At 59.4% G+C, this 14001-nt stretch carries 15 protein-coding genes; 10 read left to right on the top strand and 5 right to left on the bottom strand.

The features are described from left to right. Positions 1 to 25: 25 nt before the first annotated feature. Both K8I84_RS12710 and K8I84_RS12715 read left to right on the top strand, forming a co-directional pair. The gene (locus tag K8I84_RS12710; RefSeq protein WP_223795148.1) at positions 26 to 568 is read left to right on the top strand and encodes a hypothetical protein; all 543 of its coding nucleotides are present in this window, start codon (positions 26 to 28) and stop codon (positions 566 to 568) included. Positions 569 to 616: 48 nt separating this feature from the next. Further along, positions 617 to 1030 carry a response regulator gene (locus K8I84_RS12715; RefSeq protein ID WP_223795149.1) on the top strand — a complete coding sequence of 138 codons (414 nt, stop codon included), beginning with the start codon at positions 617 to 619 and terminating at the stop codon, positions 1028 to 1030. A gap of 24 nt (positions 1031 to 1054) precedes the next feature. On the opposite strand, the gene K8I84_RS12720 is transcribed toward K8I84_RS12715, so the two are convergent. Next, positions 1055 to 1327: a hypothetical protein gene (locus K8I84_RS12720; RefSeq protein ID WP_223795150.1), complete on the bottom strand. Its 273-nt coding sequence runs from the start codon at positions 1325 to 1327 to the stop codon at positions 1055 to 1057. 512 nt (positions 1328 to 1839) lie between these two features. Beyond that, positions 1840 to 2355, bottom strand: a complete 516-nt coding sequence (locus K8I84_RS12725; RefSeq protein WP_223795151.1) for a hypothetical protein — start codon at positions 2353 to 2355, stop codon at positions 1840 to 1842. A 188-nt stretch (positions 2356 to 2543) separates the two neighbouring features. Here K8I84_RS12725 and queC point away from each other — a divergent pair, with 188 nt between their 5' ends. Together queC and queE are read left to right on the top strand one after the other, a co-directional pair. Next, entirely contained in the window at positions 2544 to 3209 is a 666-nt protein-coding gene (queC, locus tag K8I84_RS12730; RefSeq protein WP_223795152.1) for a 7-cyano-7-deazaguanine synthase QueC, read from the top strand. Further along, entirely contained in the window at positions 3209 to 3865 is a 657-nt protein-coding gene (gene queE / locus K8I84_RS12735) for a 7-carboxy-7-deazaguanine synthase (RefSeq protein ID WP_223795153.1), read from the top strand. Before queC ends, queE begins: the two co-directional genes overlap by 1 nt. On the opposite strand, the gene K8I84_RS12740 is transcribed toward queE, so the two are convergent. The 3 genes from K8I84_RS12740 to K8I84_RS12750 form a co-directional block, all read right to left on the bottom strand. Further along, positions 3866 to 4936, bottom strand: a complete 1071-nt coding sequence (locus tag K8I84_RS12740; RefSeq protein WP_223795154.1) for an AraC family transcriptional regulator — start codon at positions 4934 to 4936, stop codon at positions 3866 to 3868. Between the two features lie 170 nt (positions 4937 to 5106). After that, positions 5107 to 6858: an ExeM/NucH family extracellular endonuclease gene (locus K8I84_RS12745; protein WP_223795155.1), complete on the bottom strand. Its 1752-nt coding sequence runs from the start codon at positions 6856 to 6858 to the stop codon at positions 5107 to 5109. A 9-nt stretch (positions 6859 to 6867) separates the two neighbouring features. Further along, positions 6868 to 7770 (bottom strand): WYL domain-containing protein, encoded by a 903-nt coding sequence (locus tag K8I84_RS12750; protein WP_223795156.1) that lies wholly within the window; start codon positions 7768 to 7770, stop codon positions 6868 to 6870. 268 nt (positions 7771 to 8038) lie between these two features. Between K8I84_RS12750 and K8I84_RS12755 the strand changes: the two genes are divergently transcribed. The 6 genes from K8I84_RS12755 (at position 8039) to K8I84_RS12780 (ending at position 13993) form a co-directional block, all read left to right on the top strand. Next, entirely contained in the window at positions 8039 to 9328 is a 1290-nt protein-coding gene (locus K8I84_RS12755; RefSeq protein WP_223795157.1) for an MFS transporter, read from the top strand. A gap of 156 nt (positions 9329 to 9484) precedes the next feature. After that, positions 9485 to 9910, top strand: a complete 426-nt coding sequence (locus K8I84_RS12760) for a MarR family transcriptional regulator (protein WP_223795158.1) — start codon at positions 9485 to 9487, stop codon at positions 9908 to 9910. Positions 9911 to 9988: 78 nt separating this feature from the next. Beyond that, positions 9989 to 11305: a DHA2 family efflux MFS transporter permease subunit gene (locus tag K8I84_RS12765; RefSeq protein WP_411722684.1), complete on the top strand. Its 1317-nt coding sequence runs from the start codon at positions 9989 to 9991 to the stop codon at positions 11303 to 11305. Between the two features lie 226 nt (positions 11306 to 11531). Then, positions 11532 to 12101: a TMEM165/GDT1 family protein gene (locus tag K8I84_RS12770; RefSeq protein ID WP_223795160.1), complete on the top strand. Its 570-nt coding sequence runs from the start codon at positions 11532 to 11534 to the stop codon at positions 12099 to 12101. Positions 12102 to 12155: 54 nt separating this feature from the next. Further along, on the top strand, positions 12156 to 13193 hold the full coding sequence (locus tag K8I84_RS12775) for a L,D-transpeptidase family protein (RefSeq protein ID WP_223795161.1): 1038 nt from the start codon (positions 12156 to 12158) through the stop codon (positions 13191 to 13193). A gap of 47 nt (positions 13194 to 13240) precedes the next feature. Beyond that, positions 13241 to 13993, top strand: coding sequence for an SDR family oxidoreductase (locus K8I84_RS12780; protein ID WP_223795162.1), 753 nt, complete (start codon positions 13241 to 13243; stop codon positions 13991 to 13993). Positions 13994 to 14001 lie beyond the last annotated feature (8 nt).

Genomic DNA, 14001 nt, shown 5'->3' on the forward strand with positions numbered 1-14001 from the left:
GAGAAAGTAAGGTTGGAGAGAAGTCATGACTGACAACCCGTACCACAAAGAGCGTCATTCCCTGAGCTTGATGTATGGGACTTACGCCGATGTATTGTTTGTACTCTTCCCGTTCCTGGTCATTCTCATGCAGCGGCTGTGGGATGGCCGACTCTACGAAACCCTGTTACGACCGGATTTGAGTATTGCTGCCGCCATTCTCGCGGGCCTTGCCATCGGCAAGTTTGTTCTTGGCCTGGTCAGTAACCGGGAACTGGGGCCCTACAAGGAGCGGATTGTCTTTTTTATTGCCTTGACCCTGTTCACGGTTCTGGGGCCCGCAATGATCCTGATCCTGAGTATACTTGGCAGCGTGGAAGTGCCGGGCTTCGTCGCGTTTATCCAGCCCGTTCTGTTGATTCTGGCCATTGCCTTGTATTCCACGGCGGTGGGAATCAGCAACATCCTGATCAGGGGCGATGCTGAGGCGTCTTCCGAGACCAGGGCGGACCAGGATGTACCACCGGCCACCCGGGCACGACCGGAGCCGCTGGATTTACCCCGTCGGACGGGCAACGATGCACTGTAACCGGAGTAATACAATGACTGTATTTGGACCTTTGGCAGGAGGCAGTCGATGAGTGAGATCAGAGTACTGGTGGTTGAGGACGAACCGATTATGCAGGAGCGTCTGATCGACATGTTGTACCAGGCCGGTGCAACCCAGGTCGTCGGCTGCGCGAACGCGGCGTCAGCCCGGGCCGCCTTCGCCGATCAGGAGTTCCAGATTATTCTTCTGGATCTGGGATTGCCGGATGGCGATGGCCATGAGTTGATGCAGGAGTTCAAGACGATTCGCGATGAGCAGTACGTGGTTCTGGTGACGGCGGACGACTCCATCGACAGCATCCAGCGGGCAATCGGCGCCGGTGCCAACGGCTACGTGGTCAAGCCCTACTCTCAGGAAAAAGTGTTTGATGTGGTGAACAATTACGTGATGGTTCACGGCGCGGAGGTTCAAGCCCTGCAGGGCCTGAGCCGGCAACACTGACCGGACAGGCCCGCAGTTTTCCTCTCAGGCTACCTGTCGGGCTATCCAGGAATTGTAACGGGCAGCGAGTGCGCGAACGTAGCGCGCCTCGGCGCCATCCAGATTGCCCAGAACGCCTTTGAAAATCCAGCCCCGCTCATACACACCCAGGACACGCTGTTCGTCGTCCAGATTGACCCGTTGGTTCAGTTTTCGGCAAATGGCATCCAGTAGCGGCAGTTTTTCCGGCCGCTTGAGCGGGCCAGTTCCACTCTTGGGTGCGGTCTTGGTAGCGGGCCGTGTTGAATGTCTTCTCATGACGTTTTCTCCCTACTGTTGTTTTGCGGCTGCAAAAAACACAAACCCCCGGTGCCAAAAGGCGACCGGGGGTTAGCAGAGAAGCGGCCCCGGTCGCTCAGAAGGCTCCCGGGACTGACCGAAAGCCGTTATGAATCGTTTACCATCAGCTGAACAGACTGCGCTCGCAGGCAGACTGCAGTGGTACTGAGTCGGGCTTTCAAAATCATCTGGTCATGTATCCCTTGGGTTTGGTTGTAGCTCAGTGTATCGGGTTATGGACGCTTTGCAATAGGGTGCCGGCTTCGGCAAACCCGTACAGACGTACCAAGGGCTCAGAGCCATAATTCGCATCGTCACGTGTTTTTACGTTGTGCAATCCTAGGTTCCCGCCGCGCTGGGAACCCAATGGATCTCTCCTTTTTTTGACGCAGCCTTTTGGCTGCGTTTTTTTTGCCCGCAGAAAAGTCAGGGACTCCCGACTCCAGGAGAGATTAACCGCATCGTGAATTGGGGAGGGGACGCTGGCGGGATCAGCTCGCACTCGTCGATGAACCGAGCAGCTGAATTTGCTGCCAGGTCTTGTGCAGGATCAGCGCATCGTTGGCGGCTCTGTGCACGGGGAGGCCCAGATCTGCGATCACACCCTGGCGCACCGTTGACCATTCGCGGACCTGAGCCGGGTTGAGCAGTGAGGAGATCGACTCCAGCTGAAAAGCCGGTTGTACCCGTGCGGCTTTGAACAGTCGGTGCAGCCAGAAACTGTCGAACGTCCAGGCATCACAGAACACCTGGGACGGCAGCATGCCATTGAGCTGATGAGCAACCTCGCGCACGGCGATTCCTTCGGCATCAAGCAGCGTGCGGGATATGCCATGAATGCCTTCTGCGCTCTCGGACCAGTCCTTCCACAGAACATGGGGGGTGATGAGCCAGCTATGGAGTGTGCCGTCCGGCATGCAGATTCCGACCTCGATGGGGTAGCTCGCGATCAGGTCGAGGCTGGAGGCCTCGAAATCGATGAATGCCGGGCAGGTGCTATTAATCATTGGCTCAGTGTAGTTGATGCATTATTTTTTGGACGAGTTTACCGGTACTGGACCGGTTAGGCGAACCATGTCGGGTCCGGCGCTGTTACAATCTGTCCTTTGAATGTAAAGGCTTGATGACAACCCTGTGTTTCAGGGGGGTGGCAGTAAGCCACTGAAGTTCAACTGTTACCATATGGGGTTACCGAATGACCGATTCTGTGGTCGTTATCTATTCCGGAGGCATGGACTCCTTCACATTGCTGCACCGGGCTCGCGCCCGGGGTTACCAGGTCTATGCCCTGTCGTTCAATTACGGTCAGCGTCATGTACGTGAGCTGGAGTGTGCCCGGTCGGTGTGCGAAGCCCTGGCAATTCCCCATAAGGTCATTGATATTCGTGCCATGGGCGAGGTCATGTCCGGATCGGCACTGACCTATGACCGCGATGTGCCGGAAGGGCACTACGAAGAAGAGAGCATGAAGTCGACGGTGGTTCCCAACCGCAACATGATTTTGCTCTCCCTGGCCACCGGTTACGCAGTGACAGTGGGGGCCAGCGCCGTCTGGTATGGCGCCCATGGGGGGGACCATGCCATTTATCCGGACTGTCGTCCGGAGTTTGTCGAGAAAATGGACGCGGTATGCCGTATTGCCAACTACCAGCCGGTGGCTATTGAGGCGCCCTTCCTGCGGATGGACAAGGGCGGAATTCTTGCCGAGGGCTTGAAGCTGGGATTGGACTACGGCCAGACCTGGACCTGCTACAACGGCCGGGATAAAGCCTGTGGTGTTTGCGGTTCCTGCGTTGAGCGGCTGGAAGCCTTCTCCGTTAATGGCGTGAAAGACCCGCTGACCTATGAGGTGCAGGTCTGATGTACCGGGTAAAAGAGGCGTTCTACACCCTGCAGGGCGAAGGTGCCCAGGCAGGCCGGGCGGCGGTTTTCTGTCGTTTCAGCAAGTGCAATCTCTGGACCGGAAGGGAAAAGGATCGTGCTGGTGCGGTGTGTAACTTCTGCGATACGGATTTCATCGGCACAGACGGCCAGAATGGTGGACGGTTTGACACGCCCGAGGCACTGGCTGCCCACATTCGGAAACTCTGGCCGGACGCTCCGGGGCGTCCTTATGTTGTGTGTACTGGCGGCGAGCCCCTTCTGCAGCTGGATGAGCCGTTGATCGAGGCGTTCCATAAGGAAGGCTTCGAGGTCGGGGTGGAAACCAATGGCACACTACCCGCTCCGGAAGGCATCGACTGGCTGTGCGTAAGTCCCAAGGCCGATGCTCCGGTGGTGATCACCACCTGTGACGAGCTGAAACTGGTGTATCCCCAGCCGCTGGCCATGCCGGAGCGGTTCCAGCACGTCCAGGCCAGCCATTACTTTCTGTCCCCCATGGCCTCACCGGCCATGCCTGAGCAGGGGGCGGACCCGGTCAAGCAAAGCAACACCCGCAAAGCGACAGAGTACTGCCTCGCCCATCCCCAGTGGCGCCTGACCCTTCAGATGCACAAGATCCTTGGCATCGACTGATCACAGTGCTGCCGCCACCGGATGCTGTGGTTCCCGAAGTCGGGGCTTTCTCGATTCATTGCGGTGTTGGCTGGGGCTGATGCCGGTCCAGCGCTTGAAGGCCCGGGTGAAGTTGGCGGCATCGGCGTAGCCCAGGGTCTCGGCAATCTGGCCGAGGTTCAGCCCGGTTTTCTCCAGCAGGTCGCAGGCCTGTTTCAGCCTTACCTGATCCACCAGTGCCTGGAAGCTTATGCTCTCCTCCTGGAGGCGTCGCTTGAGCGTTCGCTCGGACACGAACAGCGTGGCGGCAACCCTGGCCAGTTTGGGCGGGAAGGGGTGGCTGGTTTCAATGACCCAGCGCACCCGGCAGGCGAAACCCGCATCCTCGGTTAACTGTTTCAGAGCGACTTCGCACTGGGAGCGGGAGTCGGCAGCCAGCTGGTCGTCGCTGAACCGAATCGGTAAATCGAGCTGGGACACGGGGATGATCAGTGCATCGTCAATGGCTCCATAGATCACCGGCACGGGAATCTGCTGGCGGAAGCGGTGGATGTAGCCGGGCTCCGGACCTCTTCGCTCCATGCGACAGCCTTTCACGAGTGTGCCCGTCAGCTGGCTGCCCATGTAGACGCAGCCATAGAGCATGGCATCCAGGATGAAGCCTTGCAGCGGACCCAGATCCCGGGCGCAGTGGACGCGGTAGATGGCGTTGTCGCCTTTGATCAGCCGGCTTACCTCCAGCTGAGGTGCCCGAAGGGTGAGAAAGCGGGTCATCAGGTCCAGTGCTTCGGCCAGGGTCTGGCTGCTCATGACGGCCGTACCCAGGGTACCGTGCAGGGGCAGCTTCAGTTCCCTGGCGAGCATGATACCCAGACCGGGTTCGCCGCTTTCGATAATGGCCCGGGTAACAAACTCGCTGGCCTGGGACTGGCTTACCCGAAGGTCCATGGAGTTCAGCCGATGTGGGTTCAGGCCTACGCGATGTAAAAGCTCCTGCTCGTCGACGCCCAGGGTACCCAGTAATTCGGCCAGCAGGTGCAGGTAGATAGCCGGCATCCCAAGATCCGGGGCCGTTGCTGTTGAGGTTTGCATGGTGTGTCCTCGTCCGTGAAGTTCTCTTCCAGGGTATTGCTCAACGTTTCCGATTATGGGGTATTCGTACATCTGTACCATGGCTCTGATGACGGCCATGGAAGTCTTGTCAGGCCAACTGGCCCGACAATCCGTGCGATAAGTCTCTGTTTCAGCGTATGGTTGTGCGCTTAATGGAGCCCGATGTCGGTGATGACCGGGTTATGGTCTGAGGTTCGCCACGGAATGGCCGTTTTGGGATCGAGGTCACTCTGGTACCCGATGACGGGAGGTTCATCGGCGTTAATCATCCAGACCCGCGCGTCGAGAACTCTTGCTTGCAGCCCGGGGGAGGCTAGGGCGTAATCCAGCGTGCCTCTGGCGCCCTTGAACCGGAATGTATAGTAGGGGCAATGCTCCGCCGAGCAGGGATGCCGATCGTGCACCGTGCTGGTGTAGCCACGAGCGTAGAAACGCTGCAGCGGCGTTTCTCTGGCGTAGGAGTTCAGGTCACCGGTCACCAGGCTTCCGACGGTGTCATCATCCCGCTGTGTGGCCAGCCAGTCCAGCACTGCTTCTGCTTCGCGGGTTCGTCGGCTGGCGAAGCAGCCCTGGCCATCCTTCTGGTCCTGATCGGCTCCCCGGGCGCCCCCGCAGCCTTTGGATTTGAAGTGCACGGAAACCACCCGTACGCCTGGACCACCACTGAGGGGGCGGAATACCTGGGCAATGGGTGGTCGTCCCTGATTGTGGAACGGTCCTGTCGTCAGCCGCCGGGGGTTGCCAGCTGGCTGGACGCGATCGGCCCGGTACAGCAACGCTGTCCGGATGGCATCGGAGCCATCAGCGCCGGGCGTTTCCACAACGCGCCAGGCCGGTCCTAACGCGCTGGCCAGTTCCCTGACCGAGCTGTTCGCGCCGTAGCCGTCGTTCTCCAGCTCGGCGAGCGAGAGAATGTCCGGGTCCGGTTCGGTCAGCGCGTTGACCAGGCGACGTTGTTGTTCCTCAAAGTCCTTGTTTGAGCGGGCGCCTCGGGAAGCAGGAAATCCATCGCCCTTGCCGTTGCCGTTGCCGTTAAACAGATTGCCCAGATTCATGGTCATTACACGGATGTGAGGCGACCGTAGGCGTTCGGGGGCGGGTGTTCGCGGGTTTGTTTTCTGGAAGTCGGGAGCGCTGTCCGGCTGTAGCCGCCATTCCCCGAACCGAAAATCCAGCACACCGGACAACCCCGCTACCTGATCGCCCGCCCGGATCGTCTGTGTGGTCGATAACCCGCCTGGCGGCCAGGGAATTGGTCGGGGATGCTCGGTTGCCCGACCATCGTCGAGAACCAGGCGCTGGGCGTTGCCTTTGGTGGCGGCGTCCGGGGTGGAAACTTCCGTGGGGATGATCCCGTCAGCGGCGGCCAGAGCAAGTGTGCCGTAACGAGCGAGCTGGTAGTTATCGACCACCACCAGCGGGGTATCGAGCCTGATGCGCATGTTCTCCAGCGCTTCCGGTGGCGTGCTCCAGGGGTGCGTTACCGTGATGGCTTCCGGCAGGAGTTCCTTGCCGCAGTTGCTCAGCTGCTTTACCCCCACCAGTTCGGTGAGTCCGTGGTATTCCTTAACGGAGGCGGTAATTCTCAGGCGGTCGCCTGCTCTGCCCCCTTTACGTTGGGTGTAAACGAAGATGGCTTCAGAGGTCCCGGGGTCTCCATCGGTTTGATGGTCCGCCTGCTGAAGGTAAAAGCCTCGCCAGCCACCGGTCATCCGCGAGTCCAGGGTGAGTATCCCTTCCACCGTTACCGTTTGGCCAGCCAGGGGCGAGCTGGGGCCTGAGCCCTGAATCTCGGAAATGGGCGTGGCCGGTGCGCCGCACTCACTGGCGACCGACCCGATGGGGATAAGGAGGAGCAGAGCCGCAGAAAGTGTTCGTCGGAACACGGGAGGCAGGCTCAAACCGGTGTTCTAGCTAAGGCCGGCAACGGCCTTGAGTGCACGCTCGCGCCGGCTGCCAAAGCCGAGTTGGTCCGGGTTAACCAGTTCCAGCTGCTGCACCAGGGGGTCGGGGTGTTGGCTGTCCAGCGTAATGCCCAACGCGGACAGTGTATACGCCGCCAGCGCTGCGCGGGTGCGGATGTGCAGGTGCCCGTGTTCCATGCCGTAATCCCGGGCAATGATCTGCTGCTGGGCTTCGCTGAGGCGCTGGTCAGGCACCAGGTCCATGGTGACCTCTCGATTCCAGTCCTCGTCTTGCTGGCTGCTCTGTTTGGCCCGCTGACGCAGGGCTTCCGGTGGCCGTACGAAGCGGTGGAGAGCGAAGTCCCGGAACTCCCGGTTGGCGTGACACCAGGCCCGCACATGCCAGCTGTTTCCGATGCAAACGACGGTATGGGGTTCGAGGAAGCTTTCTACCGGTTCCGGCCGGCTTAGGGACAGATAGCTGGCCTTCAGCTGGCGGCCATGACGGGTGGCATAAATGACTGCCCGCATGGTTTCAGGTTCAATCACCCGGCCCGGCACTTGCAGTATGGTACTTTCCGGGAGGGTGATATTCAGCGATTCAAAGGTGCTGCTCAGGGTTTGCTGACGCGCCAGCAGGTCAAAGTATTCATTGACGGTGCCATGAGTGACCACCGGCCGGAACTGGTCAGACGGAACGTAACCTTTGAGGTGGCGGTCGTACTCCAGATTATCCGGTGCCAGTTCTCGCAGGTAGGTGTTGATGTCCTTGGAGGCCTGCTGGCGGCCGATGCCAAAGCTATGACAGATATGGTTCGTGGTTAGACGACCTTCCCACAGGGCAATGGTTTCAATCAGTCGATAGCGAAGCAGCAAATCCCAGCGGATGGGCCAGTCCGTCTTTTTCATAACCAGGCGCTCAAGGGTTGAGAATGGATATCTGTTTTCATGTTACCCGCTATAACAAAACCGGTGTGTTACGTGACCTTAATGTAAAACAGTGTTAAATGCACTGGTGGCGGTCGCTGCAGGCCGATTTGTAAGAATTGCCGAGATATCTCGGGAACTGCTTAGTAGGTAGTCAGGTACAGATATGAATTACAATATTGTCCTTAAATCAGTATCTTAAAGCCACCTTTTCCTCGCCGTCCCCGCGGTATGCCCGGAGTCTTCGGTTATGACCCGAATGGTCGCCTCCCTGTCTGCCCTGATCATCAGCATCGTCCTGCTGGTCAGTGGCAATGCCTTTCTGATGACGCTTTTGGGCATTCGCCTTAGCTTTGAGCAGGTCTCTCCGGACGTTATCGGCTGGATCCTGGTCTGTTACTCGATCGGCTTTGTACTCGGCACCCTGTACGTTCACACCATCATTGAACGGGTAGGCCATATCCGGGCGTTTGCCGCCTTTGCTGCGGTCGCAGCGGTGGTTGCGCTCCTGTACCCCATGGTTATCTATGAGCCTGTGTGGGGCCTGTTCCGGGCTCTGTCCGGGTTCAGTGTTGCAGGTGTTCTGGTGGTGATCGAAAGCTGGTTTTCCAGCCGGGCAACCAATGAAAACCGCGGCGCTCTGTTTGCGGTGTACCAGATTGTCTTTTATCTCTCGGCGGCCGGTGGCCAGTTGCTGGTAAATGTCAGCGATCCCGCCAACTTCATGCCCTTCTCGCTGGCCGCTATTCTGCTCACGTTGGCTCTGGTGCCCCTGGCCCTCACCCGAATGGAGGCGCCCATCATCGAGCAGGTACACCGTATTTCGATATTCACCCTCGCGCGGGAGTCCTTCTCCGGCGTGGCCGGGGCGTTGATTTGCGGGGTACTGGTGGGCGGTTTCTACGCGCTTGGTCCGGTGTACGCCACACTGACTGGACTGGATGTGGCCAAGACCTCCAGCTTCATGGCCAGCGCCATTGTGGCAGCCATGATCGTTGCCTGGCCACTGGGTCGGCTTTGTGACCACTTCGATCGTCGTCGGGTCATGTTCTGGGTGGCGATGACGGCTGCTGGCTCTGCCGGGGTGGTGGCCTACTTCGGGGCGGCCAATTTCTGGCTGCTCACTTTTGCGGTTGGGCTGATGATCGGGCTGTCGGCTGCTCTCTACCCCATTGCCGTTGCCATCACGAACGACCGCATGGAAAGCAACCGGATCGTCGCTGCCAGCGCCACCCTATTGCTGAGTTATGGCGTGGGCAGCGTGATTGGCCCTGTAGTGATGGCAGAGCTGATCAACGTACTGGGGCCGGCTGGCCTGTTTATGGGCAATGCCGGGTTCCTGTTCTTGCTGTGTGTGATCACCAGCTATCGGATCAGTCATACCGAAGACGTGCCCGTGGAAGCGCAGGAGCACTATGTGCCGGCCATGCCGGAAACATCGCCGGTGCTCACCGAGATGGATCCGCGGAACACCGAATTTCACGAATCCCATGAGGTCGAGGAGCTTAAACTGCAGGAGCAACGGCAGGAGAGCCCGTAGCACGACAGGCTGGATTGTTCGTTGTTGAACTTGTCTTTATCGGAATGATTAGCATACTATTATTGGCCTTCCGATATGGTGAGTATGTGGGTGCTTTTAGGGCCCCATGCGGTGTTCGGCGGACCCCATGTCTGCCTTAATGATGGAGTTTACGCCATGAAAGACCAATTCCCCTTTGCCGTGGCCCGGGTAACCCGCCGCTGGCGCAAGATGCTCGATGAGCGCCTTAAGGACCTCGGCGTAACCCAGGCCCGATGGAGCACCATGGTGTACCTGTCCAAGGGCGGTGAAGGACTGACCCAGCGAGAGTTGGCGTCCCTGATGGCGATTGAAAATCCCACCCTCGTTCGGCTGCTGGACAGCCTGGAACAGCAGGATCTGATTGAGCGTCGCCCCTGCCCGAGCGATCGCCGTGCCCGTCGCCTTTATCTCACCAAGGCTGGTCGAGATTTTATGGATGAACTGTCCGAACGCGCTGAAAAGCTTCGGGAAGACATGCTGGAAGGCATCAGCGACGAGGACATCGAGTGCACTGTCAGGGTGTTTCACAAGATCCTGGAAAACGCTGAAAAGCAGAAATAAGCCTTGAGCGAGCAAACCGTTGATGGCCTCATAGCCCGCTACGGTTCCCGCTGGCGCTGGCTGGCGGTAGCGACAGTCATGTTGGGCACCATGGCTTCGGTGCTCAGCGCCACCGTGGTGAACGTGGCCCTGCACGACATCATGCTGGAGTTTGGTATCCGTCAGGGCCAGGTGCACTGGCTGGCTACCGGTTTCATTGCGGCCATGACCACCACCATGCTCGCCTCCGCCTGGTTGCTGGATCACCTGGGGATCCGGAAAACCCTCGCCAGCGCCATGTTCCTGTTTGCCGTCATTTCCGTGGCCGGCGGCTTCGCCGTGTCACCGGATCAGCTGATTGCTGCCCGTGTGGCGCAGGGCGCGATGGCCGGCCTGATGCAGCCCATGGGCATGTACCTGGTGTTCCGGATTTTTCCCCGGGATCAGCGGGGGCGCGCCATGGGCATTTATGGCATGGGGGTGATCCTTGCGCCGGCGCTTGGCCCGGTTCTGGGTGGTTTCCTCGTCGATCAGCTGAGCTGGCGCTTCGTGATGTTTGCACCTGCGCCAGTCACCCTGCTGGGTGTGTTCATGGCCTGGCGTTTTCTTCCGTTGCCCGAGGGGCGCCCCGAATCCTACCGGTTCGATCTGACTGGTCTTGCACTGCTGGGCACAACCCTCGGGGTGACTCTGGATACCCTCAACCGCTTGCAGGATCTGGCCGGCCAGGAGTGGAGAGTGGTGGCCGGGGCGCTGGTCTCCGCGACATTGCTGGTCTGCTTTGTGGCCCATGAGCGCCGCACGCCTCACCCCCTGGCTCGTCTGACCTTGCTGAAACAACCGGTATTCCTGTGTGCCAATCTTGGTGCGCTGGCGTTGGGGCTGGCCCTGTTCGGCTCTACCTATCTGATCCCCCTGTTTGTGCAGACGGCGCTGGGCTTCTCGGCCACGGAAGCCGGCTTGCTGATGCTGCCGGCCGGGGTGGTGCTTGGCATCACGTTTCCAATCGCTGGCCGACTGGCCGACAGGCAGAGCGCCCGTCGGCTGGTCATCATCGGTATCGGCCTGTTTGCCAGCTCGGCGGTTCTGTTTGCCTTGTCGGATCTGGAGCTGGCGTTCTTCTGGCTGGCCTTCTGGGCCGTTCTCGGGCGGGTCGGCATTGGTTTCATGTTGCCGGCACTGTCTACCGGAGCCCTGAATCCCCTGCCTCCTGAGCAACTGGGTGCCGGTTCCAGCACCATCAACTTTACCCGTCAGCTGGGCGGTGCCCTGGGGGTCAATATGGTGGCCCTCACCATTGAATTCGGGGAGCACAGCGGTGGTGTGCCGACGTTGACGGCGTTCCACTCGGCCTGGTGGTTGGTGGCCATCTTTGTCGCCCTGGCGGTGATTCCGGTGTGGAAAATGCGGGACTAGTTGCGTGCCGGTGACGCAGTGGTTAAAATTTGCCCTCCTTCAGGGGAGTAGCCTCCGCATAACGCTTCAGTACATGGCGGACGGCAGTCAACACACTTGGGGCTCAATCTCCATGGCTGTCGTGTCCCACCGACAATTCGGTGGAATTGGCAAGACCTGAGGCAGGACATCTCCGAGGGGCGGAAGATGTGCTGCCTCATGTCTGTTATCCGCCCCGGAGCACAATATGGAAGCCTTTCTCGCATCGACGGCTGCAGTAGCCATCGCCGAAATCGGTGACAAGACCCAGTTATTATCCCTGTTTCTCGTCGTACGTTATGGCAAGCGCCTGCCCATCATCCTTGGCATACTGCTGGCTACGGTTCTGAACCATGCGTTATCGGCATGGCTGGGCGCCTGGATTGCCGGATGGATTCCGGAGGCCTGGCTGCCCTGGATACTGGCGATCAGCTTCATTGCCATTGCGGGATGGTTGCTGATTCCCGACAAGGACGACAGCGACGATTCCCGGTTTCTCGGGCTCGGCGCCTTTGCTGCCACCACCGTCATGTTCTTCCTGGCGGAGATCGGCGACAAGACCCAGATCGCGACGGTCGTACTGGCGGCGCGTTTTACGGAAACCGTCTGGGTTATTATTGGAACCACCGTGGGTATGTTGGTAGCAAATATCCCGGTTATTATGGCGGGCCGCTGGCTGATGGAGCGACTGCCACTGACGACGGCACGTATCGGTGCGAGCCTGCTGTTTGTCGTCCTGGCGGTCGTCACGGTGGCCGCCACGGTAATGAACTCATGAGCCCGGAGACGGTCTCTGAAGACAGATAACCTGTTGAATGTGGAAAAGAATTGTATGTTGTTCAGAGTGTTGACCCTGACCGTGCTGGCCCTGGCAGCTCCTGCGGCCTATGCGACAGCCAGTGCGCCGTTGGCTGATAAGGCCGAGGGTGCCGGTGAGAGTGCGGATGACCGCGCCCCCAGGGTGCCGACGTTTGAGTTGAACGGTGACCTGGCGGGTCGGCTGGATGTATTCACAACCCGGTACGAAGACACCTTCGCTAACATCGGAATCCGCAACGCACTGGGTTACCTGGAACTGGTCAAGGCCAATCCGGACGTGGATCCCTGGTTGCCGGGTGAAGGTACCACCATCACTCTGCCACGTCAGTATGTGCTACCGGAAACCCGCCGTGAGGGCATTGTGATTAACCTGGCCGAATACCGGTTGTATTACTTCACCGACAATGGGGTCCAGGTGTATCCGGTTGGCGTGGGCACGGCAGAAAACCCCTCGCCGCTGACCAGCGCAGAGGTCACCATGCGCCTGGAATCTCCGGCCTGGTACCCCCCGGCCAGCATCCGGGCCGAGTACGAGCGCAGTGGTGAATACCTGCCCAAGATGATTCCACCGGGGCCGGATAATCCTCTGGGCACTCATGCGCTGCTACTCAGTGAAGAGGGTTACCTGATTCACGGCACCAATAAAAAGTTTGGAGTGGGAACCGCCGTCAGCCATGGCTGTTTCCGGATGTACAACGAGGACATTTCCCGTTTCGTTTATCAGGTAGACAAAGGCACCCCGGTGCAGGTCATCCACGACCCGGTAAAGATCGGTCTGTCTGGCGGCGAGGTGTGGTTGGAAGTGCACCGCCCGGAAGAAGAGTACCCGCAGCAGGAGCGGGATCGACTCTGGCGCCAGGTGTCTGAAGAAGTGGAAGCTTTCCGCCTCCGGCATCCGGGTGTGGAGGTCAAGCGTCGCGCCATCGAGCTGGCGGTGGAACAGGCGGATGGTATTCCGACCATGATTGGCGAGCAGGTGGCCACCGTGGCCGACGAGCGCAAGAAAAAGCCCCGGACCCCGGGCGATCCCCGGGAAACGCTATACTTCTGACGGGCAGGCCGGTGATCGGGGGACCTTATCTCAACAGGGAGGTGTGTATGAGTTCGACCATTCTGATTACCGGCGCAAGCTCTGGTCTGGGCGAGGGCATGGCCCGCGAATTCGCCGCCCGGGGCAACAATCTGGCCCTGTGTGCCCGCCGCACAGAGCGCCTGGACGCTCTGAAAACCGAGCTAGAGGCCTCCCACGCCAATATTACGGTGAGTGTTCGTGCACTGGATGTGGACAATCACTCACAAGTTTTCGACGTTTTTCGCGCGTTCCGGGACGACTTCGGCACCATCGACCGGATCATCGTCAATGCCGGTGTCGGCATGGGCCGGCCACTGGGGACAGGCCAGTTCGATGCCAATCGCCAGACGGCAGAAACCAACTTTGTCTCTGCCCTCGCGCAGATGGAAGCGGCCATGGAAATTTTCCGGGCCCAGAACCATGGCCACCTGGTGACCGTGTCCTCGGTGTCCGCAGTGCGCGGTATGCCCTCAAATATCACTACGTATGGTGCCACCAAGGCGGGCCTCGCGGCACTATCGGAAGGCTTGCGTGTCGAACTGACGAGGACGAAATCTCCGATCCGGGTGACTACACTGTATCCAGGCTATATCAATACCGCGATTAACGAGAAGGTGAAAAACAAGCCCTTCGCCGTGGATGTCCGGACCGGCTGCAAGGCGATGGTTAAGGCCATCGAGTCCGGCAAAAAGGAATGCTACGTACCGAGTTGGCCTTGGTCGCCCATTGGCTTCCTCCTGAAACGGCTGCCGGAACCGGTACTGGCAAAAATGTTCTGATCGTTCCC

Origin of the sequence: Marinobacter sp. F4216, from assembly GCF_019931195.1 — a bacterium.
GTDB classification, from domain to species: Bacteria; Pseudomonadota; Gammaproteobacteria; order Pseudomonadales; family Oleiphilaceae; genus Marinobacter; species Marinobacter suaedae.